The organism is Polaribacter sp. BAL334, from assembly GCF_015767435.1.
In the GTDB taxonomy this organism is placed as follows: Bacteria; Bacteroidota; Bacteroidia; order Flavobacteriales; family Flavobacteriaceae; genus Polaribacter.
In genome coordinates, this window is sequence record NZ_JADWOV010000323.1 from 146,381 (window position 1) to 164,696 (window position 18,316).

The window sequence follows — 18,316 nt, forward strand, 5'->3', positions numbered from 1 at the left end:
ATTTTTTAAAAAATCAACCTAAAAATAAAATAAATTAGTTTATGTCAATTCCAATAGATACTATAAGTGTTACCCCCTTTGGGGGAAAGGGGGCTCGCAAACTTCGTATTAACGGGCATTCACATTTGTTACCTTATCCTGAGGAAATTCCTCAGTTTATGAAAGAAAAAGAAATTTTTTGGGTTGATGATGAACGCAAACACATGTTTCAAAAAGGTTGGAAAAGACCTGTTACTGATTCTAGTTTTTTCTTAGATGAAAAACTAAAGTGGATGGAGCGCAACAAAATAGATCATGCAGTGGTGTTGAATTTGTCACAATTGTATGGCAATGGTTTGCGATTGGAAGAGATGAAAAAAGCGCTTCGTTTTCAGAATGATTTCAATGCGAAAGTGCAAAAAAATCATCCAAATAAATTTACGTGCGGATTTGTGGTGCATCCTGGTTTTATTTATGGAGCTTTGGATGAAATAAAACGTTGTGTAGAAGAATTGGAATTGAAAGTTTTGTGTTTACCAACTCATTTTATGGATTCTATTGGTCAATGGCGAAGTATTTTTGATGAAGAAAATGACCGAATTTTTGAATTGGCAGACCATTACAAATTAGCCATCGAAATTCATCCTTATGATGGTGACAAAATGATCAAATTAGAAAATTCAAATTGGCGTTTTCACCTGATTTGGATGTTGGCGCAATGTGGAGATGCCTACCATTTTTACACTTTGAATGGTATGCAAGAACGTTATCCAAATATCAGAACTTGTTTTGCACATGGAGGACAATTGGCGCAAATGAATTTGGGAAGACGCATTCAAGGATTTGATGGCAGACCTGATTTGTTCAAAGGAAAACACCATCCAAGAAAAGCAGTTGGTCATCCAAATATTTTCTTTGATACTTTGGTTCATGATACAGATTCTTTGAATTTGATGTTCAAAAGACAAGGAACAAAGCAAGTTTTGATGGGTTTAGATGATCCTTATCCTTTAGGAGAAATGGAAAGTGATGCACAATCTTCGTATCCAGGAAAAATTTTGGATTTAGCGGTTGAGAAAAAAATTATTTCTGAAACCGAAAAAGAGGAAATTTGGGAAGACAATGTGTTGCAATGGTTATTTGGAAATGATGAAAAAGCAAAACAAAATTTGATTCAAAAGATTTTAAAAGGATAAAAAAGTCGCAAAAATCATTTTTTCTGATGATTGCGACTACTATGTTATTTTATCCTTCACATTTTTTCAAAACATCTTCAGCTCTTTTTAATTGAAATCTTGGATAAAAAGGAATGTCATTTTTTTCTTCTTTTCCAATTTCAATGGCGCGTTTTATTTCATCACAAAATGGTTTAGTTGATTGGCCGAAAAATTTTGCAGCTCCCATATTCCATTCTGCATTTCCTAAAATTACTCTTGGATTTTTTGGCGCAATTTGCAATGCTTTTGCATACAATTGACTATTTTTTCCAGACATGGTCATGCCATATCTTTGTCCGTCAAATGCTATATATGCTGTGTTTAGCAATGCTTGTGTAATGATAATTTCTGGATTATTTTCGGAAATGGAAGTTGCATCATCTAAAAGCTTTTGTGCTTTTGTCAACTTTGCGTTTAAAATTGTTTCGTCTTTGATTCCAAAACTTCCTAAAATTTCTATGTAAGCTGCATAAAATGGTGGCAACCAATTTTCTTTTTCAGCAGCAGCAATTCTCTCAAATAATTGTGATGCTTCTGTTAATTTTCCTTCATCCCAAAGTGCAAATGCTTGTTGCATTCCTTTTTCATAATTGCTTTGGCTAGTTGCGTTTAGGGCAAAGAATAACCCTATGAATAAAAATACTTTTTTCATAATAAATTGATATTGAGTTGTTTGTGAGTTTTTAAAAAAGTTTAATTGACCTTAATTTGTATAGATTTATTGCTGTCTATTAAGAATTTTGCATCTTCAAATTTTGGTGGACCCATAAATCCAGTGGCGTTATTTGAAAATCCGTATGGTTCTTTTGGGATGCCAAAAATTTTGGTATCCATTTTATTATTGTCATTTTCATCATGGAAAAAAGAAACAGCATATTCTCCTTTTTTCAAACCTTTGAATTGTGCTATTGCCTTTTTATTCTCAATAACAACTTTTGTTTTTAATGATTTTTCAGTGTCTTTTAAAAAATTTTCTTTTTTATTATATACTGCAATAAAAACTTTTCCAGTGGTTTTTTTCATTCCAGTAACTTCGATTGTCAAATCAAAAGTTTCTTCTTCTTGGGCTTTTGTTGTTAAAATTCCGAAGCAAATAAATGCAATAATTAATAGGTTTTTTTTCATGATGTTTTTGTTTTATAGGTCAAATATCTGTTGTTTATTTTTAATGTGTTCAAGAATAATACCGAATTGTAATTTTTGATTACCGAGTTGTAAAATACTACAAATTATTCAATTGATTTGATTTTTTATCATCACTTATTGTCCAAAAGAATCCTACAAAAAAGAAACTATCAGCATTTGGAATGATGGCTTGTCTGTCATAAAATCCGTTTAAATCTGGGGTGTTTTTATAATTATATCCAAATATATTTCTGGTTCCTAATGCATTGTTGACAGAGAAATACAGAATTTTTTGCTGATCAATCAAATACGCCCAATTCAAACTCAATGAATTGTAATTTTTGGTTTCATTGTTTAAAAATCCTGTCTCATTTGGGTTTGTATAGCTTCTTCCTGAGGCAAAACTATAGGTGAATCCCACTTGACTTTTTAAATTTTCAATCCAATGTTTTGCCACAATCGAAAAATTATGTTTTGATGCAAAATTTGGTCTTGCAGCCATTGGATAATTTCGGTAATCTCTTTCTGTATCCAAAAACGAATAAGAAATCCAATAATCTGTGTTTTTAATTTTCTGATTTTGTCTCCAAAAAACATCAATTCCTTTTGCAAATCCTACACCATCATTATTGAAATCTGAATTAAAATTTGGCATTTCAGTATCAAACTTTACCAAATTTCGATAGTCTTTGAAATACGCTTCAATTCTGAAAATTTCATTTTGTTGTGAATATTGAAAATTGGCAATCAAATGTGAGGTATTTTCTGATGAAAATTCTTGATTAAATTTCAAATACTCATTTTTTGGTTGTTGGTAAAACTGACCATAAGCAAGTGAGAACTGCGAATTTTTCCCTGATTTATAAGAAATAGACGCTCTTGGAGAAAGCGTAAATTCATTTAATAAATGGGAGTTTTCTGCTCTAATTCCAATTTTTGCTGCCAAGTTTTTCGAGAAAAAAACATCTGTTTCAACAAAGGTTGCCAATAGTTGGTTGTTGAATCCATAATCAATTTTTTGATTGTTTATGGGCGTGTAATTTTCATCAAAATTGGTGATAAAATATTCTGAACCCAGGGTAAATTTGAAACGATTCGTGATTTGTTTTCTCATTTTCAATTTAAAATGTAGGGAGTTTTCATTATTTCTCACCAAATCATCTATTATTTTCAACGTTGAATTGTCATTGGTAAAACTCAATCCAGTTTCAATTTTCCAATTATTTCCTAAATTATTTTTGTAGGAAGTATTGAAATATAGGTTTCTGTTTTGCAATCCAAATCGAAAACCATCCACAAAATTGATGTCTTCCTGAATCACATCAAAGTCAGAATAGCTGAATGCGCCATAAATTTTCAATATAGAATCGTCTTGAAATGTATGTCTGTAAATGAGTTCTCCACTGCCAGATTGAAATGGTTTTGACCATGAATTTCTATCAGGAAACGCCGCTAAATAAGGAGCTAAGTTTACATAGGAAGTATTGATACTCAACGAGTTTTTACCCCAAATTTGCGTGTTTCCAACTCCCAAACCTACTGTCATAAAGGAAACTTCTGTTTTTTCTTGATCTGGTTCATCAATTGTGTTTAAAAGCAACACACTTGAAAGCGCCTGACCATATTCTGCGGAATAACCGCCTGTAGAAAAAGTGATTCCTTTGAACAAAAACGGAGAATATCTTCCTCGTGTTGGAATATTATTGGCTGTTGGCGTGTATGGAGTGAACACACGAATTCCGTCAATAAATATTTGCGTTTCTTCAGCTTCTCCACCTCTCACAAACAATCGTCCATCTTCGGCAACTGCTGAGGTTCCTGGCAATGTTTGCAATGCACCCAAAAAATCGCCTGCAGCACTGGCTGTAGTTACAATATCTAAAGGTTTCAAAACCGTTACTTTTGCTTTTTCATTGGCTTCAAAAGTACCTGCGTTGATGACTACAGCATCCAGAGAATTGATATCATCTTTTAATTTTATGATTAAATTTTTGAGTGATGAAACTTCGGCAGTTTTGGTAAACGTTTCATAAGATAAGTAGGAAACTATCAATGATTGAACTCCTTTTTGCGATGTTGAAAACGAAAATTTCCCTTCATCATTGGTAGTAGTGCCATCATACGTGCCATCTAAATAAATGTTTGCGCCCACAATAGGATTGTTTTTGGAGTCAGTTACGATTCCGTTGATGGTGGTTTGCCCCACAGTTGAAAATTGAAGAATAGCGAATAGAAAAAATAGAAGATGTCTCATCAATGGTTGTTTTTTGATGTTACAAATGTGGGAAGTTTCCTTTTTTAAAAATAAAAGGATGTACTGAACTGTAAAATTTTGGGGATGAAATGTGAGAGGGTTTGGAGTTTAAGGTTTAAGATTTGATATTCAAAATTTCTTAATTGGCTTTTCCTATTTATTAATATCCGCTAATTTGAGCGTCTCGCTCTTGCCTAAAATCTAATCAAAAACTAAGTAAACGAAAAATCAAACAACTTTTCACCTTTTTATTTATTAAACCTGTTGTATATAATTGAATTTTGAAATTAATTTGCCACGAATTCACGGATTTTTTATAAATATGAATCCAATAAATTTAAATTTTCATCAAAGATGAAAACAATTATTGTGATGAAATCCTTAAAATTTTTGAATTCGTGGCAAAAAAATCTATTTTATAATCCAATAAAAAATTGCACCCAAAGGGTTTATCAACTATTTTCATACAAAGTTTTTCTTAAAGATTGAAAGAGCAAGATTGTAAACTTTTATTTAAAAATGTACAGTTTACAAATCAACAATTTCTTTATCCAAAAGGTAATGGAAAGTCTTTCATCAAGTTATTACTAAAATAGTTTTTGGCAACAACAAATCCAGTTTAAAACGCTAGAGTACCTCTACCACTCGCTCCAATTTCATGCCTCTAGAGCCTTTGATAAGAATGGTTTTCTGTTGTAAAGTTTGTTTAGAAAGGTATGTTTTTAGGCTTTCGAAATCTTCAAAAGTCTTGAGGTTGGTTGTAACTTTATGGAAGTTTTTTCCTACTAAAAGAATCGTTTCAAACGCCAATGAAGTAGCTAAATCAGCAATTGCTTGATGCTCATGCGCACTATCATCACCCAATTCGAACATGTCTCCTAAAATAACCATTTTGTGAGATGCAGAAAGCGCCCCAAAGTTTTCTAACGCCACTTTCATGCTGCTTGGATTTGCGTTATAGGCATCTAAAAACAAGGTGTTGTGTGTTGTTTTTACAATCTGCGAGCGATTGTTTTGGGGGACATAGCTTTCAATAGCTTGGATAATTGCTGTGGTAGGTACCCCAAAATGCAAGCCCATGGTAATGGCAGCTGCAATGTTGGGGAAGTTGTAGTTTCCAATCAATTGTGTTTGAATGACATTGCCGTCTAACGAAAGTTTTATGAACGGATTCACTTCCAAATATTGAATTCTTTCGGTATCAAAAAGGACTCGTGAAATAGCTGTAGTTTTTTCCATCTGAAGCGCATCAGAAGAGTTGACAAATGCCATTTTGTGATGTGCTCTTAGAAAATCATAGAGTTCACTTTTCCCTTTGATAACGCCTTCAACTCCTCCAAAACCTTCTAAATGTGCTTTGCCAAAATTGGTGATATAGCCAAAATCAGGTTCGCAAATGCTGCTTAAAAAAGCAATTTCTTGTTGGTGATTGGCGCCCATTTCTACAATCCCCATTTCGGTTTCGGGAGTCATAGAAAGCAAGGTCAAAGGCACTCCAATATGATTGTTGAGGTTTCCTTTGGTAGCCATTGTTTTAAATTTTTGCTGCATCACAGCATGGATCAATTCTTTCGAAGTTGTTTTTCCGTTGCTACCTGTCAAACCTATGATGGGCAATTGCAATTGCTTTCGGTGATAGTTGGCCAATTGTTGCAAGGTTTGTAATGCGTTATCCACCAAAATCATGCGTTCATCTGTTTGAAAAGCAATCTCATCAATAATGGAAAAACGAGCGCCTAAATCTAAGGCTTTTGATGCAAACGCATTTCCATTAAAGTTGTCTCCTTTCAAAGCAAAAAAAAGGCTGTTTTGAGGAATTACTCTGGTATCTGTACTAACAGAATAGTGTGTTTTATAGATTTCGTAGAGTTGTGGAATGTCCATATTTGCGGATTCTATGTAAAAAAACCTCATTATAAAAGTTACAATGAGGTTTGAATGATTTATAAAAAATGATTATCTACTTGGGTTTCTTGCTGTTTTCTTTGAAGTCGACATCGGGCCTAACTTATCAGAAACACAACGAAATCCAATATAATTGGTTGCCATATATTCTGGCAAATATCTTCTTTGTGCTGGGTCTAACCAGTATTCTCTGTCAGACCAAGAACCTCCTTTATACACGCGGGTATTATCGCTGATTAAGGTTGTTCTTTTCTTTGCGTCGTTTACTAAAATGTCTTTTCCTGTAATAGAATCACGCACTCTTGTTGGTGATTTAGGAGAATTGTACATGCTAGACGTAAAAGTAGACTCATCTTCATTGGCATCAAAAAGGCGTGAAGAATTCATATCACCATCACCAATATTCGAGTTGTCCGCAATGGAGAAGTTTCTTCTCATGACAGCATCATCTTTTGTAATAGGAGTGTATTTGATAGTTCCAGGCAATTGCTTAGGAATTATTTTTCCATTTGGTAAGGTGTCATAATCTACTTTTGCGCCATTACCATCTGCTGCGTAAACCAAATTTCCATTGGCATCAATCATTTTCTTTGTAAAGATATTTCCTCTGAAATAATTGAAATCATTCGCTTCATTATCAATGATTGGTCTGTATACATCAGCCACCCATTCTGCTACGTTACCAGACATGTCATACAATCCAAACGCATTTGGAGGATATGATTTTATTTTGTTTGGAATGTCAGAACCATCTGAACTCCATCCTGATAATCCACTATACTCTCCATTTCCTTGTTTGAAGTTGGCCAATTGGTCTCCTTTGTAACGTTTTTCTTTAGCACGGGTATATTTTCCGTCCCAAGCATATTTTTTACGACCACGAATGTTGTTGTATTCTCTGTTTTCAACATTGGCTTTGGCTGCAAACTCCCATTCAGCTTCTGTTGGCAAGCGAAAACGCTGTGTTAAAACACCATCAGCTTGAGTGATTTTTCTTCCTTGGAAAGCACCTCTTTCGGGTCTTGGTTCGCCTCTTTTACGAACCACTCTGCTAGGAACACCTCTTTTATAAACGGTCGTATCTCCTTCAAACAAACGAGAATCATCTGCTAAGAACACATCTGTATCAAAAAAGTTGCTGATAGAATCTATTTCAAAAATATTTTTGATATAGCCTTTGTCAATCAATGTTTTTAGGTTGACTACATTGGTTCTCCATTTACAGTATTCATTGGCTTGCAACCAACTAACACCTACTAAAGGGTAATCTGCATATGCTGGATGGCGAAAGTAGTTTTCAGATAAAATATCTGTGTTTCCTAAACTTTTTCTCCAAACCAAGGTGTCAGGGAGTACAGATGGATAAATATTTTTGTAATTTTCTTCTGATGGAGGAAACACGTCTTTGGTATATTGTACATACAAAAAGTATTCTGAGTTGGTTACTTCAGCTTCATCCATAAAGAAAGAGCGAACATGTAATTTTTTCGGAGTGGTATTCCAATCAAACATTACGTCATCTTGCACTTGTCCCATGGTGAATGAGCCTCCTTCCACAGCAACCATCCCAAGAGGTGGTTTTTGATCATTTCCTGCGTTTCCTTTTACGTAATTTCCGTTTTTTGGGTCGTTAAATGACAAGCCAGTGAGCGAAGATTTGTTTGTTGTTGATTTATTACAACTAAAAATCATCAATGAGATGGCAAGGATAAGACCGGTTTTAAAGGTGTTTTTCATTTCCTAATGTAAAATTTATAGGTTTTTTTATAGTGATGCAATTTACAATAAAATCCATTTCTAACAAGTTATTTGATAATTTTAACGCATCATTATTTTTCTATGCTTTGAAAACGCTTTCTTTTTGTGTTTAGTATGTGTTATCTTTGTTTTCTGTAAAATATCTAACTTTTATTTCCGTTATTTGAATACTGAAATATGAAAAGACTTTACTTCCTATTTATCGGTTTTTTTCTGACAGGAATTACCTTCTCGCAAAAGGCAAATAGCGTTTTGGCGGAAGGTGCTTGGTATAAATTTGCAGTAGATACTTCAGGGGTTTTTAAAATAGACCGTAATTTTTTACAACAATTGGGTATTCCGTTGAATGGCATCAATCCGAAAAAAATTCATATTTATGGCAATGGAGGTCAACAGTTGCCTGTGCTCAATAGTGATTTTAGATATGATGACTTGCAAGAAAATGCCATTTTTATTGCAGGGGAAAGTGACAATTCTTTTGATGCTAATGATTATATTTTATTCTATGCCAAAGGGCCACATGATTGGGAAGTAAACTCTACAACCGCAACTGCAAGTCACAGGCACAATCCGTATTCAGATTTTGCATATTATTTTATCACTATTAATGAGGTTGATGGGAAAAGAATAGCACAAAAAACTCCAATTTCTGGAGCTGCTTCTGCTCAAATAACAGTTTTTGATGAGTTTACTTATATTGAAAAAGACGAACGCAATTTGTTTGCAGCTGGAATGCAGTGGTTTTACCAGTCCGATTTTAATGTAGAAAACACCCAAACATTCACTATTCCTTTTCCAAATGCAGCGCCCAATGAACCTATAACCGTAAAAGTAAGAGCAGTCTCAAATTCGGTAGTTTCATCAACTATGGATGTAAAAATGAACAATCAGGATGTGTTTACTATCAATTTTCCGGCGGTAAATTCACAATCGTTAACCAAAGCCATTGCCATTGAACGTGCTCAATCTGTTCCAAATGCATCACAAAATTTAGCAATTTCAATCACCTATAATAATAATGGAAATCCATCAGCCAATGCTTTTTTGGATTACATTGAAATCATCGGAAAAAAACAATTGACTTTTGGCAATTTTCAATTCGGTTTTAGAAGTTTTCAACAAGCAACTGCCTCAGGAATTGTTCAATATCAAATATCAAATGGAAATACAGCTTTTCAAGTTTGGGATGTTTCGAATTCCATAGCTCCTGAACAAATAGCCAATGAAGCTACTGGAAATGAGTTTGTTTTTAAGGATGTTGCTGGCGTACTAAAAGAGTATGTAGTATTGAATGAACGCGATTTTTACACGCCAACAAGATTGCAAACTTCCAGAGTTATCAACCAAAATTTGCATAGTTTGCGTGATATCAATTACTTGGTAATCACCAATGCTGCTTTGGCAGGACAAGCACAACGTTTGGCTGATTATCATCAAGAAAATTCGAATTTAACTACCAAAGTAGTGATTTTGGATGAAATCTATAACGAGTTTTCATCAGGTTCTAAAGACATTACAGGAATTCGAGATTTCATCAAAAACGTGTATGATACCAATTCAACACCCAATAAAAAATTGCAGTATGTTTGTTTTTTTGGAGATGCTTCATACGATTACAAAGACCGAATACCAACGAATAACAATATTGTTCCTGTAAAATTGGCTTTTGATAGTTTCAATTTGGCTTCTTCTTGGGTTACCGATGATTTTTATGTCATGTTGGATGCCAACGAAGGAACAATGTCATCTTCGCATACGATTGATGTGGCTTCTAGTAGAATTCCAGTGTCTACGCTAGATGAAGCTACTATAGTTGTTGATAAAATTTTGTCATATTACAGCAAAAATGCCTTAGGCGATTGGCGCAATACCATCACTTTATTGGCAGATGATATTGATGCTACTGGAGAAGAAGTGTTGCAGCAAGGAGTTGAAAAAATTGCCGATGAAATCAAAATCAACAAACCTGTTTTCAATGTCAATAAAATTTATCTAGACGCTTTTGTACAGCAAAATGCCTCAGGAGGAGAACGTTATCCCGAAGTAAACAAAGCCATTACCAATGCCATGGAAAAAGGAACCTTGGTTTTTGACTATTTTGGACATGGAGGAGAAGATGGTTTTGCCTCTGAACGAATTTTGGATGTGCCACAAATTCAGTCTTTTAACAATCCCAATACCTTGCCTTTATTCATCACAGTTACCTGCGATTTTTCACGTTTTGACAATCCAAATAGAATCACTGCAGGCGAATTGCTCTTTAAAAGTAAAATTGGCGGAGCTGCAAATATGATTACCACTACAAGAGAAGTTTTTATTTTTGTTGGGCAACAATTCAATGAAATATTGATTCGTATTTTAATGGGATTCAATAATGAAGATTTGAGTATTTCACAAGCGTTGATGAGGGCTAAAAATCAGTTTTCAAGTACACAAAAATTCTTTATTTATTCCTTTGGTGACCCAGCAAAAAAATTGGCTGTTCCAAAACCCAATATCCGCATCACAAAAATGAATGATATTGATATCACTCAATCTATGGATACTATCAAAGCCTTGTCTAAAATAAAATTTGAAGGAATTGTAACAGATAATAACAATGCATTGCTGACAAATTTTAACGGCACTTTATCTACTACAATTTTTGATAAGACATTGGATAAAAACACTTTAGATAATGACGGTTTTGGGATTAAGATGCCCTTTGATTCTCAAGATAGCAAATTATTTAGAGGAAAATCAACCGTAGAAAATGGTAGATTTAGTTTTGATTTTATAGTACCCAAAGATATCAGAATCGCTTTTGGAAAAGGAAAACTGAGTTTTTATGCAGATAATGGAACAGAAGACAAAGGTGGTTTTAACAATGATGTTGTGATAGGAGGCATCAATCAAAATGCTCCTGATGATACTGTGGGTCCTGAAATCAAGTTGTTTATGAACGATGAATCTTTTATTGATGGAGGCAATACAAACGCTTCACCAAACTTGATTGCAGTTCTTTCTGATGCTAGTGGAATCAATACTTCTATTACTGCTGTTGACCATGATATTGTGGCGATTTTAGATGGAGACACCTCCAACCCAATCATTTTAAATGATTTTTATCAATCGGAGTTGAACGATTTTAGCAAAGGAAAAGTAACGTATAAACTCCGAGATTTGGAAGTAGGACCTCATACATTGCAATTAAAAGCGTGGGACACATACAATAATTCTTCGGAAACTACGTTGAATTTTGTGGTTGTCAGTGATGCTATTTTAAACCTTGAAAATGTGTTGAATTATCCAAATCCATTTGTAAATTATACCGAGTTTTGGTTCAATCATAACAAACCCAATGAGCCTTTGGAAGTTCAAGTTCAAGTATTTACAGTTTCGGGAAAATTGATTAAAACCATCAATCAAAACGTGCAAACCACTGGCAATTTATCACGAAGTATAGTGTGGAATGGTTTGGATGATTTTGGAAATAAAATCGGAAAAGGTGTGTATATTTACAAATTGAAAGTACGTTCAACCATACATAATTTAGCCTCAGAGAAATACGAAAAATTAGTAATTCTTCAATAAAAATTAGATATTTGCCCAATTAACAAAAAAAACAAACATGAAAAAAATAGGAATTTGTATCGCACTTTGTGCTTTGGTAAGTTTAAAAATCAATGCACAAGAAAATGCCATCACTACTGCAGCACCCTTTTTATTAATTGTTCCAGATGCTAGAGCAGGAGGAATGGGTGATATGGGAGTAGCTACCACAGCAGATGCCTGGTCATTATTTCACAATGCTGCAAAAATGTCATTTAGTGATAGACAAATCAAAACAGGGATTACATATTCACCTTGGTTGCGAAATTTGACCGATGATATTTTTGTAGGAAGTGCTGCTTATATCAATAGATTTAGCGAAAACGCTGCTTGGGGAGTAGATTTTAAATATTTCTCTTTGGGACAAATTGATTTGACAGACAATCAAGGAAATCCAAATGGGACTATCAATCCCAATGAATTTGTGGCAACAGGAGCTTATTCATTGAAACTAAGCGAAACATTTTCGATGGGTGTAGGATTGAAATACATTCGCTCTAACCTTGCATTTAACGGAACTGCAGGAAACACTTTGCAACCTATCAATTCATTTGCAGTAGATATTTCTGGATATTATCAATCTTTTGAAGAAAACTATGGAAGTTTCAATGGTCGTTACAGATTTGGTTTCAAAATTGCGAATATTGGACCTAAAGTTTCTTATACACCAGGTGAAGAAGATTTTATCCCAACCAATTTAAAATTGGGTGGAGGATTTGACTTTATTTTGGATGATTACAACATCATTTCTGCGAATGTTGAATTCACAAAATTATTGGTTCCAACACCACAACCTGATGGTTCTGAAGATGAAACTGGCTGGATTCAAGGAATTTTTGGTTCGTTTGGAGATGCCCCAGGAGGTTTCAAGGAAGAATTGCAAGAATTTACCTATGCTGTAGGAGCTGAATATTTATACAACAATGCTTTTGCATTAAGAACAGGATATTTTCACGAAAATCGAAACAAAGGGAATAGACAATATTTTACCTTAGGCGCTGGTTTTAGAACCAATGCTTTGAATATTGATTTATCCTATTTAATCAATTCTTCGGATGTAAACAACCCTTTAGAAAACTCATTGCGTTTTTCATTATCATTTGATTTGGGTGAAATCTTTGACAATTACTAAAACTCATTATTTTTTAGTATCTTTAATTCATCAAAGCAGTCCAAAAGACTGCTTTTTTTGACAAAATATTTTATGAAGAAAATTGAAATAGCTACAGCAGCAATACTTTTTAATGACATTTCAGAGTTAGATTTTGAAGATAAAATGTTGATGGATAAAGCAATTGAAGCAAGAGCAAATGCCTATGCGCCCTATTCAAAATTCAGTGTAGGAGCAGCATTATTGCTCGAAAATGGTGAAATTGTTGATGGAAATAATCAAGAAAGTGCAGCTTATCCTTCAGGAATGTGTGCAGAAAGAGTAGCAATTTGGAAAGCAAGCGCTACTTTTCCAAATATTGGCATTTTGAAATTGGCAATTGCTGCAAAATCTGCTACAAATTTGGTAGATAAACCTGTAGGGCCTTGTGGAGCTTGCAGACAGACACTTTCAGAATATGAATTCAAGCAAAAAAAACCCTTTGAAATTCTGTTTATGGGCGAAGTTGGTGAAGTCATAAAAGTACCTTCTTTGAAATCTCTTTTGCCTTTTTCATTTGACAATTCCTATCTTTAAATGACCTCTGATATCACTTCCAAAGAAGATATTCATGGAATTATTAGCAAGTTTTATGAACAACTCTTGGCTGATGTTCAAATGAAGCCTTTTTTTGAGTCTATTTTAGAAGAAAATCAATTAGAACATCACATTCAAATCATTACCGATTTTTGGAGTGATATTTTATTTGAAACTCATTTATATGCAAATAATGTGATGCAAAAACACCTGCATAAAAATGCAGAGATGCCTTTTGAAAAAGTACATTTTGAACGTTGGACATCGTATTTTATAACAACAATTGATGCTAATTTTGAAGGAATGATTGCTTCTAAAATGAAAGAAAGAGCCCTGTCAATTAGTACAGTTATGCAAGTAAAGATGTTGTATTAATAATTTTTTAAAATGAATTTTCACACTAAAAAGTACTTTTGGATATCGGGTACTTTTTTTGATGTTATTTCTATTTCTATTTTTTGATGTAATTTTACCTTACAACTTTTTTTAAAAATGATACACTCAAAAATATCGGGTATAGGTTCGTTTATTCCGTCGTTTAAGAAGACAAATTCAGACTTTATAAACGAAGCTTTTTTAAATGCAGATGGTTCGGATTTTGCGTCCGAGAATGCAGAAATCATTGAAAAATTCAAAGCCATCACTGGAATTGAAGAACGAAGGTATGCAAATGATGATTTCAATACGTCAGATTTGGCCTTTTTTGCTTCCCAAAAAGCCATTGAAGATGCTAATATAAATCCAGAAGAGTTGGATTATATCATTTTTGCACACAATTTTGGAGATGTTCAAAAAGACAGTGTGCAAAGTGATTTGTTGCCAAGTTTAGCTACTAGAGTAAAATATAAATTGGGTATAGAAAACCCCAATTGTGTGGCTTATGACATTCTTTTTGGTTGTCCAGGGTGGATTCAAGGAGTAATTCAAGCACAAGCATTTATCAAAGCTGGCATTGCCAAAAAGTGCTTGGTGATTGGCGCAGAAACGTTGTCAAGAGTGGTTGATAAATTTGATAGAGATTCTATGATTTATAGTGATGGAGCAGGCGCTTGTATTGTTGAAGCTACAGAAGAACAAACCTCAGGAATTTTGGGATTTGCAGACCAAACATTTGCAAAAGAAGAAGCCTATTATTTATTTTTTGGAGCATCTTACAATAAACAAATTCAGGAAAACACACGATATATTAAAATGTTGGGTCGTAAAATCTACGAATTTGCCTTGTCTAATGTTCCTTTAGCCATGAAAGCTGCTTTGGAAAAAAGTGAGGTTGCTATTGATGATGTGAAGAAAATATTCATACATCAAGCCAATGAAAAGATGGACGAAGCGATTATACAACGTTTTTACAGATTGTATAAAAAAAGAGTCCCTGAAGGCATTATGCCAATGAGCATTCATGAATTGGGAAATAGTTCTGTTGCTACTGTTCCTACGTTGTTAGATTTAGTAATTAAAGGGTTGATTCCCAATCAAGAAATTCAAAAAGGGGATATCATTATCCTAGCTTCTGTAGGAGCAGGAATGAATATCAACGCGATAGTTTATAGATATTGATTGGTCTTTCCATTGAGTATTAAAAAAAACACTAATTTCAAGAATTACACAAAAGTCAATTCATAAAACAATTGAGGTTTTGCTATACTTCATCAGATTTGTGAAATTTGTGAGATTCGTGCCTGAAAAATATGCTGGACTGTACTTTAGTAATACACTAATTTTTTAAAAGACCATTGCGATTCTTGCTTACAGTTCGGTAAACTGGTAAGACGCAATAGTAAACACAAAAAATTCAAAGTTTTCGAAAAGTTTCACAATGAGCTTGTTTTTTCTTTGAAAATTTTGACTACTTGGTATTTTTTGTAATACAACTTTGTCTGATTGGGATTTGAAAATACTCTTTCTGTTCTCTTTAACATTATTTTAAGACATCATCTTTTGTGGTTTGTGTACTTTCGACAACAATTCAAATCACACACAATTATGACAAAAAAAATCCTATTGCAACTGCTCACAGTTGCAGTTGTTTTTTCTTTTTCTGCGGAAGCTGTTGCCCAAAGCAAAAAAAAGAAAAAAGACGACAAAGAAGCAGTGGTCACTCCTGCTCCAAAACCCGAACCAAAAAAAACGGGTCCTCAGCCTTATGGAAAGGTAGTTACTAAAGACATGAAAACAGACAAAGGACTGTTTGATGTGCATTCAAAAGATGATTCTTACTTATTCGAAATTCCAGATTCACTTTTTGAAAGAGAAATGTTGATGGTTACTCGAATTGCAAAAACGGCGAGTGAAATTGGTTTTGGTGGAGGAAAAACAAATACCCAAGTGTTGCGTTGGCAACGCAAAGGCGAGCAAGTATTATTGAGAGTGGTTTCTCATGATGTAGTTGCGGATACTATTTTACCAATCCACGAAGCAGTGGTAAACTCGAATTTTGAGCCTGTTTTATTTGCATTTCCAATCAAAGCTTTCAATAAAGATACTACAGCTGTTGTTATTGATGCAACTCCTTTATTGAAAGAAGATGTGAAACCATTGGGTTTTCCTGAATTTTTCAGAACTCGTTACAAAGTATCAAGATTGGACAACGCACGTTCGTACATTGAGCGTGTGAGCAGTTATCCACAAAATATTGAATTGAGACACGTAAAAACATACGTTGCTGGAGCACCACCATCCAACCAAAGTGTGGGTTCTATCTCTTTAGAGATGAGCAATTCTATGATTTTATTGCCAAAAGTACCTATGAAACGTCGTTATTTTGATGAGCGTGTTGGATGGTTTGAGCGTGGTCAATACGATTACGGATTGAAAGATCAACGTAGTAAAACAGTAACTTATTTGGACAGATGGCGCTTGGAAGTGAAAGACGAAGACATCGAAAAATTCAAGAGAGGTGAATTGGTAGTGCCTAAAAAACAAATTGTTTATTATATTGACAGAGCAACTCCAAAAGAATGGGTTCCTTTTATCAAACAAGGAATTGAAGACTGGAAAGTAGCTTTTGAAGCGGCAGGTTTCAAAGAAGCCATCATTGCAAAAGACCCTCCAACAAAAGAAGAAGACCCAGATTGGTCTCCAGAAGATGTTCGTTATTCTGTTGTGAGATATTTGGCTTCTCCAATTCCGAATGCGAATGGTCCACACGTAAGTGACCCACGTTCAGGAGAGATTTTAGAATCGGACATCAACTGGTATCATAATGTAATGACCTTATTGCACAATTGGTTTTTTATCCAAACTGCAGCCATCAATGAAGATGCTCGTGGCAATTCATTCAAAACAGATGTAATGGGACGTTTGATTCGTTTTGTATCCTCTCACGAAGTTGGGCATACCTTAGGATTGCCTCATAACATGGGAAGTTCTGTGGCTTATCCTGTAGATTCTTTGCGTTCAGCATCGTTTACTGAAAAATTCGGAACAGCACCATCTATCATGGATTATGCGCGTTTCAATTATGTGGCACAACCAGAAGACAAAGGAGTTGCATTGATGCCAAACATTGGTATTTATGACAAATATGCGATTGAATGGGGATACAGACCTATTTTAGACAAAGATGCCAAAGGCGAAAAAGAGATTTTAGATTCTTGGATTTTGAAACATGCAGGTGACCCTATGTATCGTTTTGGACATCAGCAAGCATCAGGAGTTGTGGACCCAAGTTCACAAACTGAAGATTTGGGCGATGATGCAATGAAAGCGTCTATGTACGGAATCAAAAACTTGAAACGTATTTTGCCTAAATTGGAAGAATGGACATCTGAAAAAGGTGAAACGTATGCTGAGTTGAGCACGATGTATGGCGAATTGTTAGGTCAGTTTAATAGATATATGGGTCATGTAACTGCGAATGTGGGTGGTGTGTACGAATACTACAAAACTACAGACCAAGAAGGAGCTGTTTATACGCATGTTAACAAAGCAAAACAACAAGAAGCCTTGAAATTCTTGATTGATAATTTATTCAAAACACCTACTTGGATGTTGGATAAAAATATCTTCGGAAAAATTGAATTTTCAGGATCTGTTGAGCGTGTAAGAGGTTTACAAGCAAGAAATCTAAACAATTTGTTGGATGCAGGAAGAATGGCACGAATGATTGAAAACGAAACATTGAATGGTGCAAAAGCCTACACTTTAGTAAGCATGATGAACGATTTAAGAGCAGGAGTTTGGACAGAAATGTACAACGCAGCTAGTATTGATACTTATAGAAGAAACTTGCAAAGAGCCTATTTAGAACGTATGAATTATTTATTGAACGAGGCAAAAGACCAACGTGAAATCAATAGTGGGTATGCAAAACAAAGTGGTATCACTGTAAATCAATCAGATGTGAAAGCTGTGGTGAGAGGTGAGTTGAAACGCATTCAGCGTGATGCAAAAGTGGCAGCAACTAGAGGAACTACTTTATCAAAATACCATTTCCAAGATGTGGTAGATCGTATTGATATGATTTTAGATCCAAAATAAGGATTAGCTGTTTGTAGTTAGTTTTTAGTAATTGAAATTCAAAAACCCTGAACAATTTTGTTTTCGTTCAGGGTTTTTTTATTGTCAAAATATAATGTTAATTGAGTAATAATATATTAAAAAAAACAACTGAACTTGAAAATTTAAAAATAAATTTAATTTTTAAGTTGTACAATATTTAAATGTAAGCTTCCCTTAAATTCGATCCATTCAAAAATAGAATTTTTATTCATTTAATCTGTATTCAATTGGTGATTTATTTTTAAGTGATTTATGTGGTCTATTGTAATTGTAATCGTTTATCCACTCTTGACTTATATC

General features: G+C 34.2%; 13 protein-coding genes. 7 read left to right on the forward strand and 6 right to left on the reverse strand.

The window, feature by feature from the left end:
• Nucleotides 1-41: 41 nt before the first annotated feature.
• Nucleotides 42-1,175: an amidohydrolase family protein gene (locus IU405_RS15290; RefSeq protein ID WP_197439478.1), complete on the forward strand. Its 1,134-nt coding sequence runs from the start codon at nt 42-44 to the stop codon at nt 1,173-1,175.
• A 49-nt stretch (nt 1,176-1,224) separates the two neighbouring features.
• Here IU405_RS15290 and IU405_RS15295 read toward each other — a convergent pair whose 3' ends face one another.
• The 5 genes from IU405_RS15295 to gldJ all read right to left on the reverse strand — a co-directional run bounded on the left by IU405_RS15295 (nt 1,225) and on the right by gldJ (nt 8,217).
• Nucleotides 1,225-1,848: a hypothetical protein gene (locus tag IU405_RS15295; RefSeq protein ID WP_197439479.1), complete on the reverse strand. Its 624-nt coding sequence runs from the start codon at nt 1,846-1,848 to the stop codon at nt 1,225-1,227.
• A 41-nt stretch (nt 1,849-1,889) separates the two neighbouring features.
• Nucleotides 1,890-2,321, reverse strand: a complete 432-nt coding sequence (locus IU405_RS15300; RefSeq protein ID WP_197439480.1) for a DUF2141 domain-containing protein — start codon at nt 2,319-2,321, stop codon at nt 1,890-1,892.
• Nucleotides 2,322-2,418: 97 nt separating this feature from the next.
• On the reverse strand, nt 2,419-4,575 hold the full coding sequence (locus tag IU405_RS15305) for a TonB-dependent receptor (protein ID WP_197439481.1): 2,157 nt from the start codon (nt 4,573-4,575) through the stop codon (nt 2,419-2,421).
• A gap of 627 nt (nt 4,576-5,202) precedes the next feature.
• Nucleotides 5,203-6,459 (reverse strand): UDP-N-acetylmuramoyl-tripeptide--D-alanyl-D-alanine ligase, encoded by a 1,257-nt coding sequence (locus IU405_RS15310; protein WP_197439482.1) that lies wholly within the window; start codon nt 6,457-6,459, stop codon nt 5,203-5,205.
• 72 nt (nt 6,460-6,531) lie between these two features.
• Entirely contained in the window at nt 6,532-8,217 is a 1,686-nt protein-coding gene (gldJ, locus tag IU405_RS15315; RefSeq protein WP_197439483.1) for a gliding motility lipoprotein GldJ, read from the reverse strand.
• Nucleotides 8,218-8,415: 198 nt separating this feature from the next.
• On the opposite strand from gldJ, the gene porU reads away from it, so the two are divergent.
• From porU to IU405_RS15345, 6 genes are all read left to right on the forward strand, one after another.
• A complete protein-coding gene (gene porU, locus IU405_RS15320) occupies nt 8,416-11,811 on the forward strand; it encodes a type IX secretion system sortase PorU (protein WP_197439484.1) in 3,396 nt (1,131 codons plus the stop codon).
• Nucleotides 11,812-11,848: 37 nt separating this feature from the next.
• Complete coding sequence (gene porV, locus IU405_RS15325; protein WP_197439485.1) at nt 11,849-12,961, forward strand: type IX secretion system outer membrane channel protein PorV; 1,113 nt, start codon at nt 11,849-11,851, stop codon at nt 12,959-12,961.
• A 72-nt stretch (nt 12,962-13,033) separates the two neighbouring features.
• A complete protein-coding gene (gene cdd, locus IU405_RS15330) occupies nt 13,034-13,516 on the forward strand; it encodes a cytidine deaminase (protein ID WP_197439486.1) in 483 nt (160 codons plus the stop codon).
• Nucleotides 13,517-13,891: a group III truncated hemoglobin gene (locus IU405_RS15335; protein WP_197439487.1), complete on the forward strand. Its 375-nt coding sequence runs from the start codon at nt 13,517-13,519 to the stop codon at nt 13,889-13,891.
• Nucleotides 13,892-14,008: 117 nt separating this feature from the next.
• Nucleotides 14,009-15,073 (forward strand): 3-oxoacyl-ACP synthase III family protein, encoded by a 1,065-nt coding sequence (locus IU405_RS15340; protein ID WP_197439488.1) that lies wholly within the window; start codon nt 14,009-14,011, stop codon nt 15,071-15,073.
• Nucleotides 15,074-15,499: 426 nt separating this feature from the next.
• Entirely contained in the window at nt 15,500-17,995 is a 2,496-nt protein-coding gene (locus IU405_RS15345) for a zinc-dependent metalloprotease (protein ID WP_197439489.1), read from the forward strand.
• 225 nt (nt 17,996-18,220) lie between these two features.
• Here IU405_RS15345 and IU405_RS15950 read toward each other — a convergent pair whose 3' ends face one another.
• Entirely contained in the window at nt 18,221-18,313 is a 93-nt protein-coding gene (locus IU405_RS15950; RefSeq protein ID WP_410896734.1) for an integrase core domain-containing protein, read from the reverse strand.
• Nucleotides 18,314-18,316 lie beyond the last annotated feature (3 nt).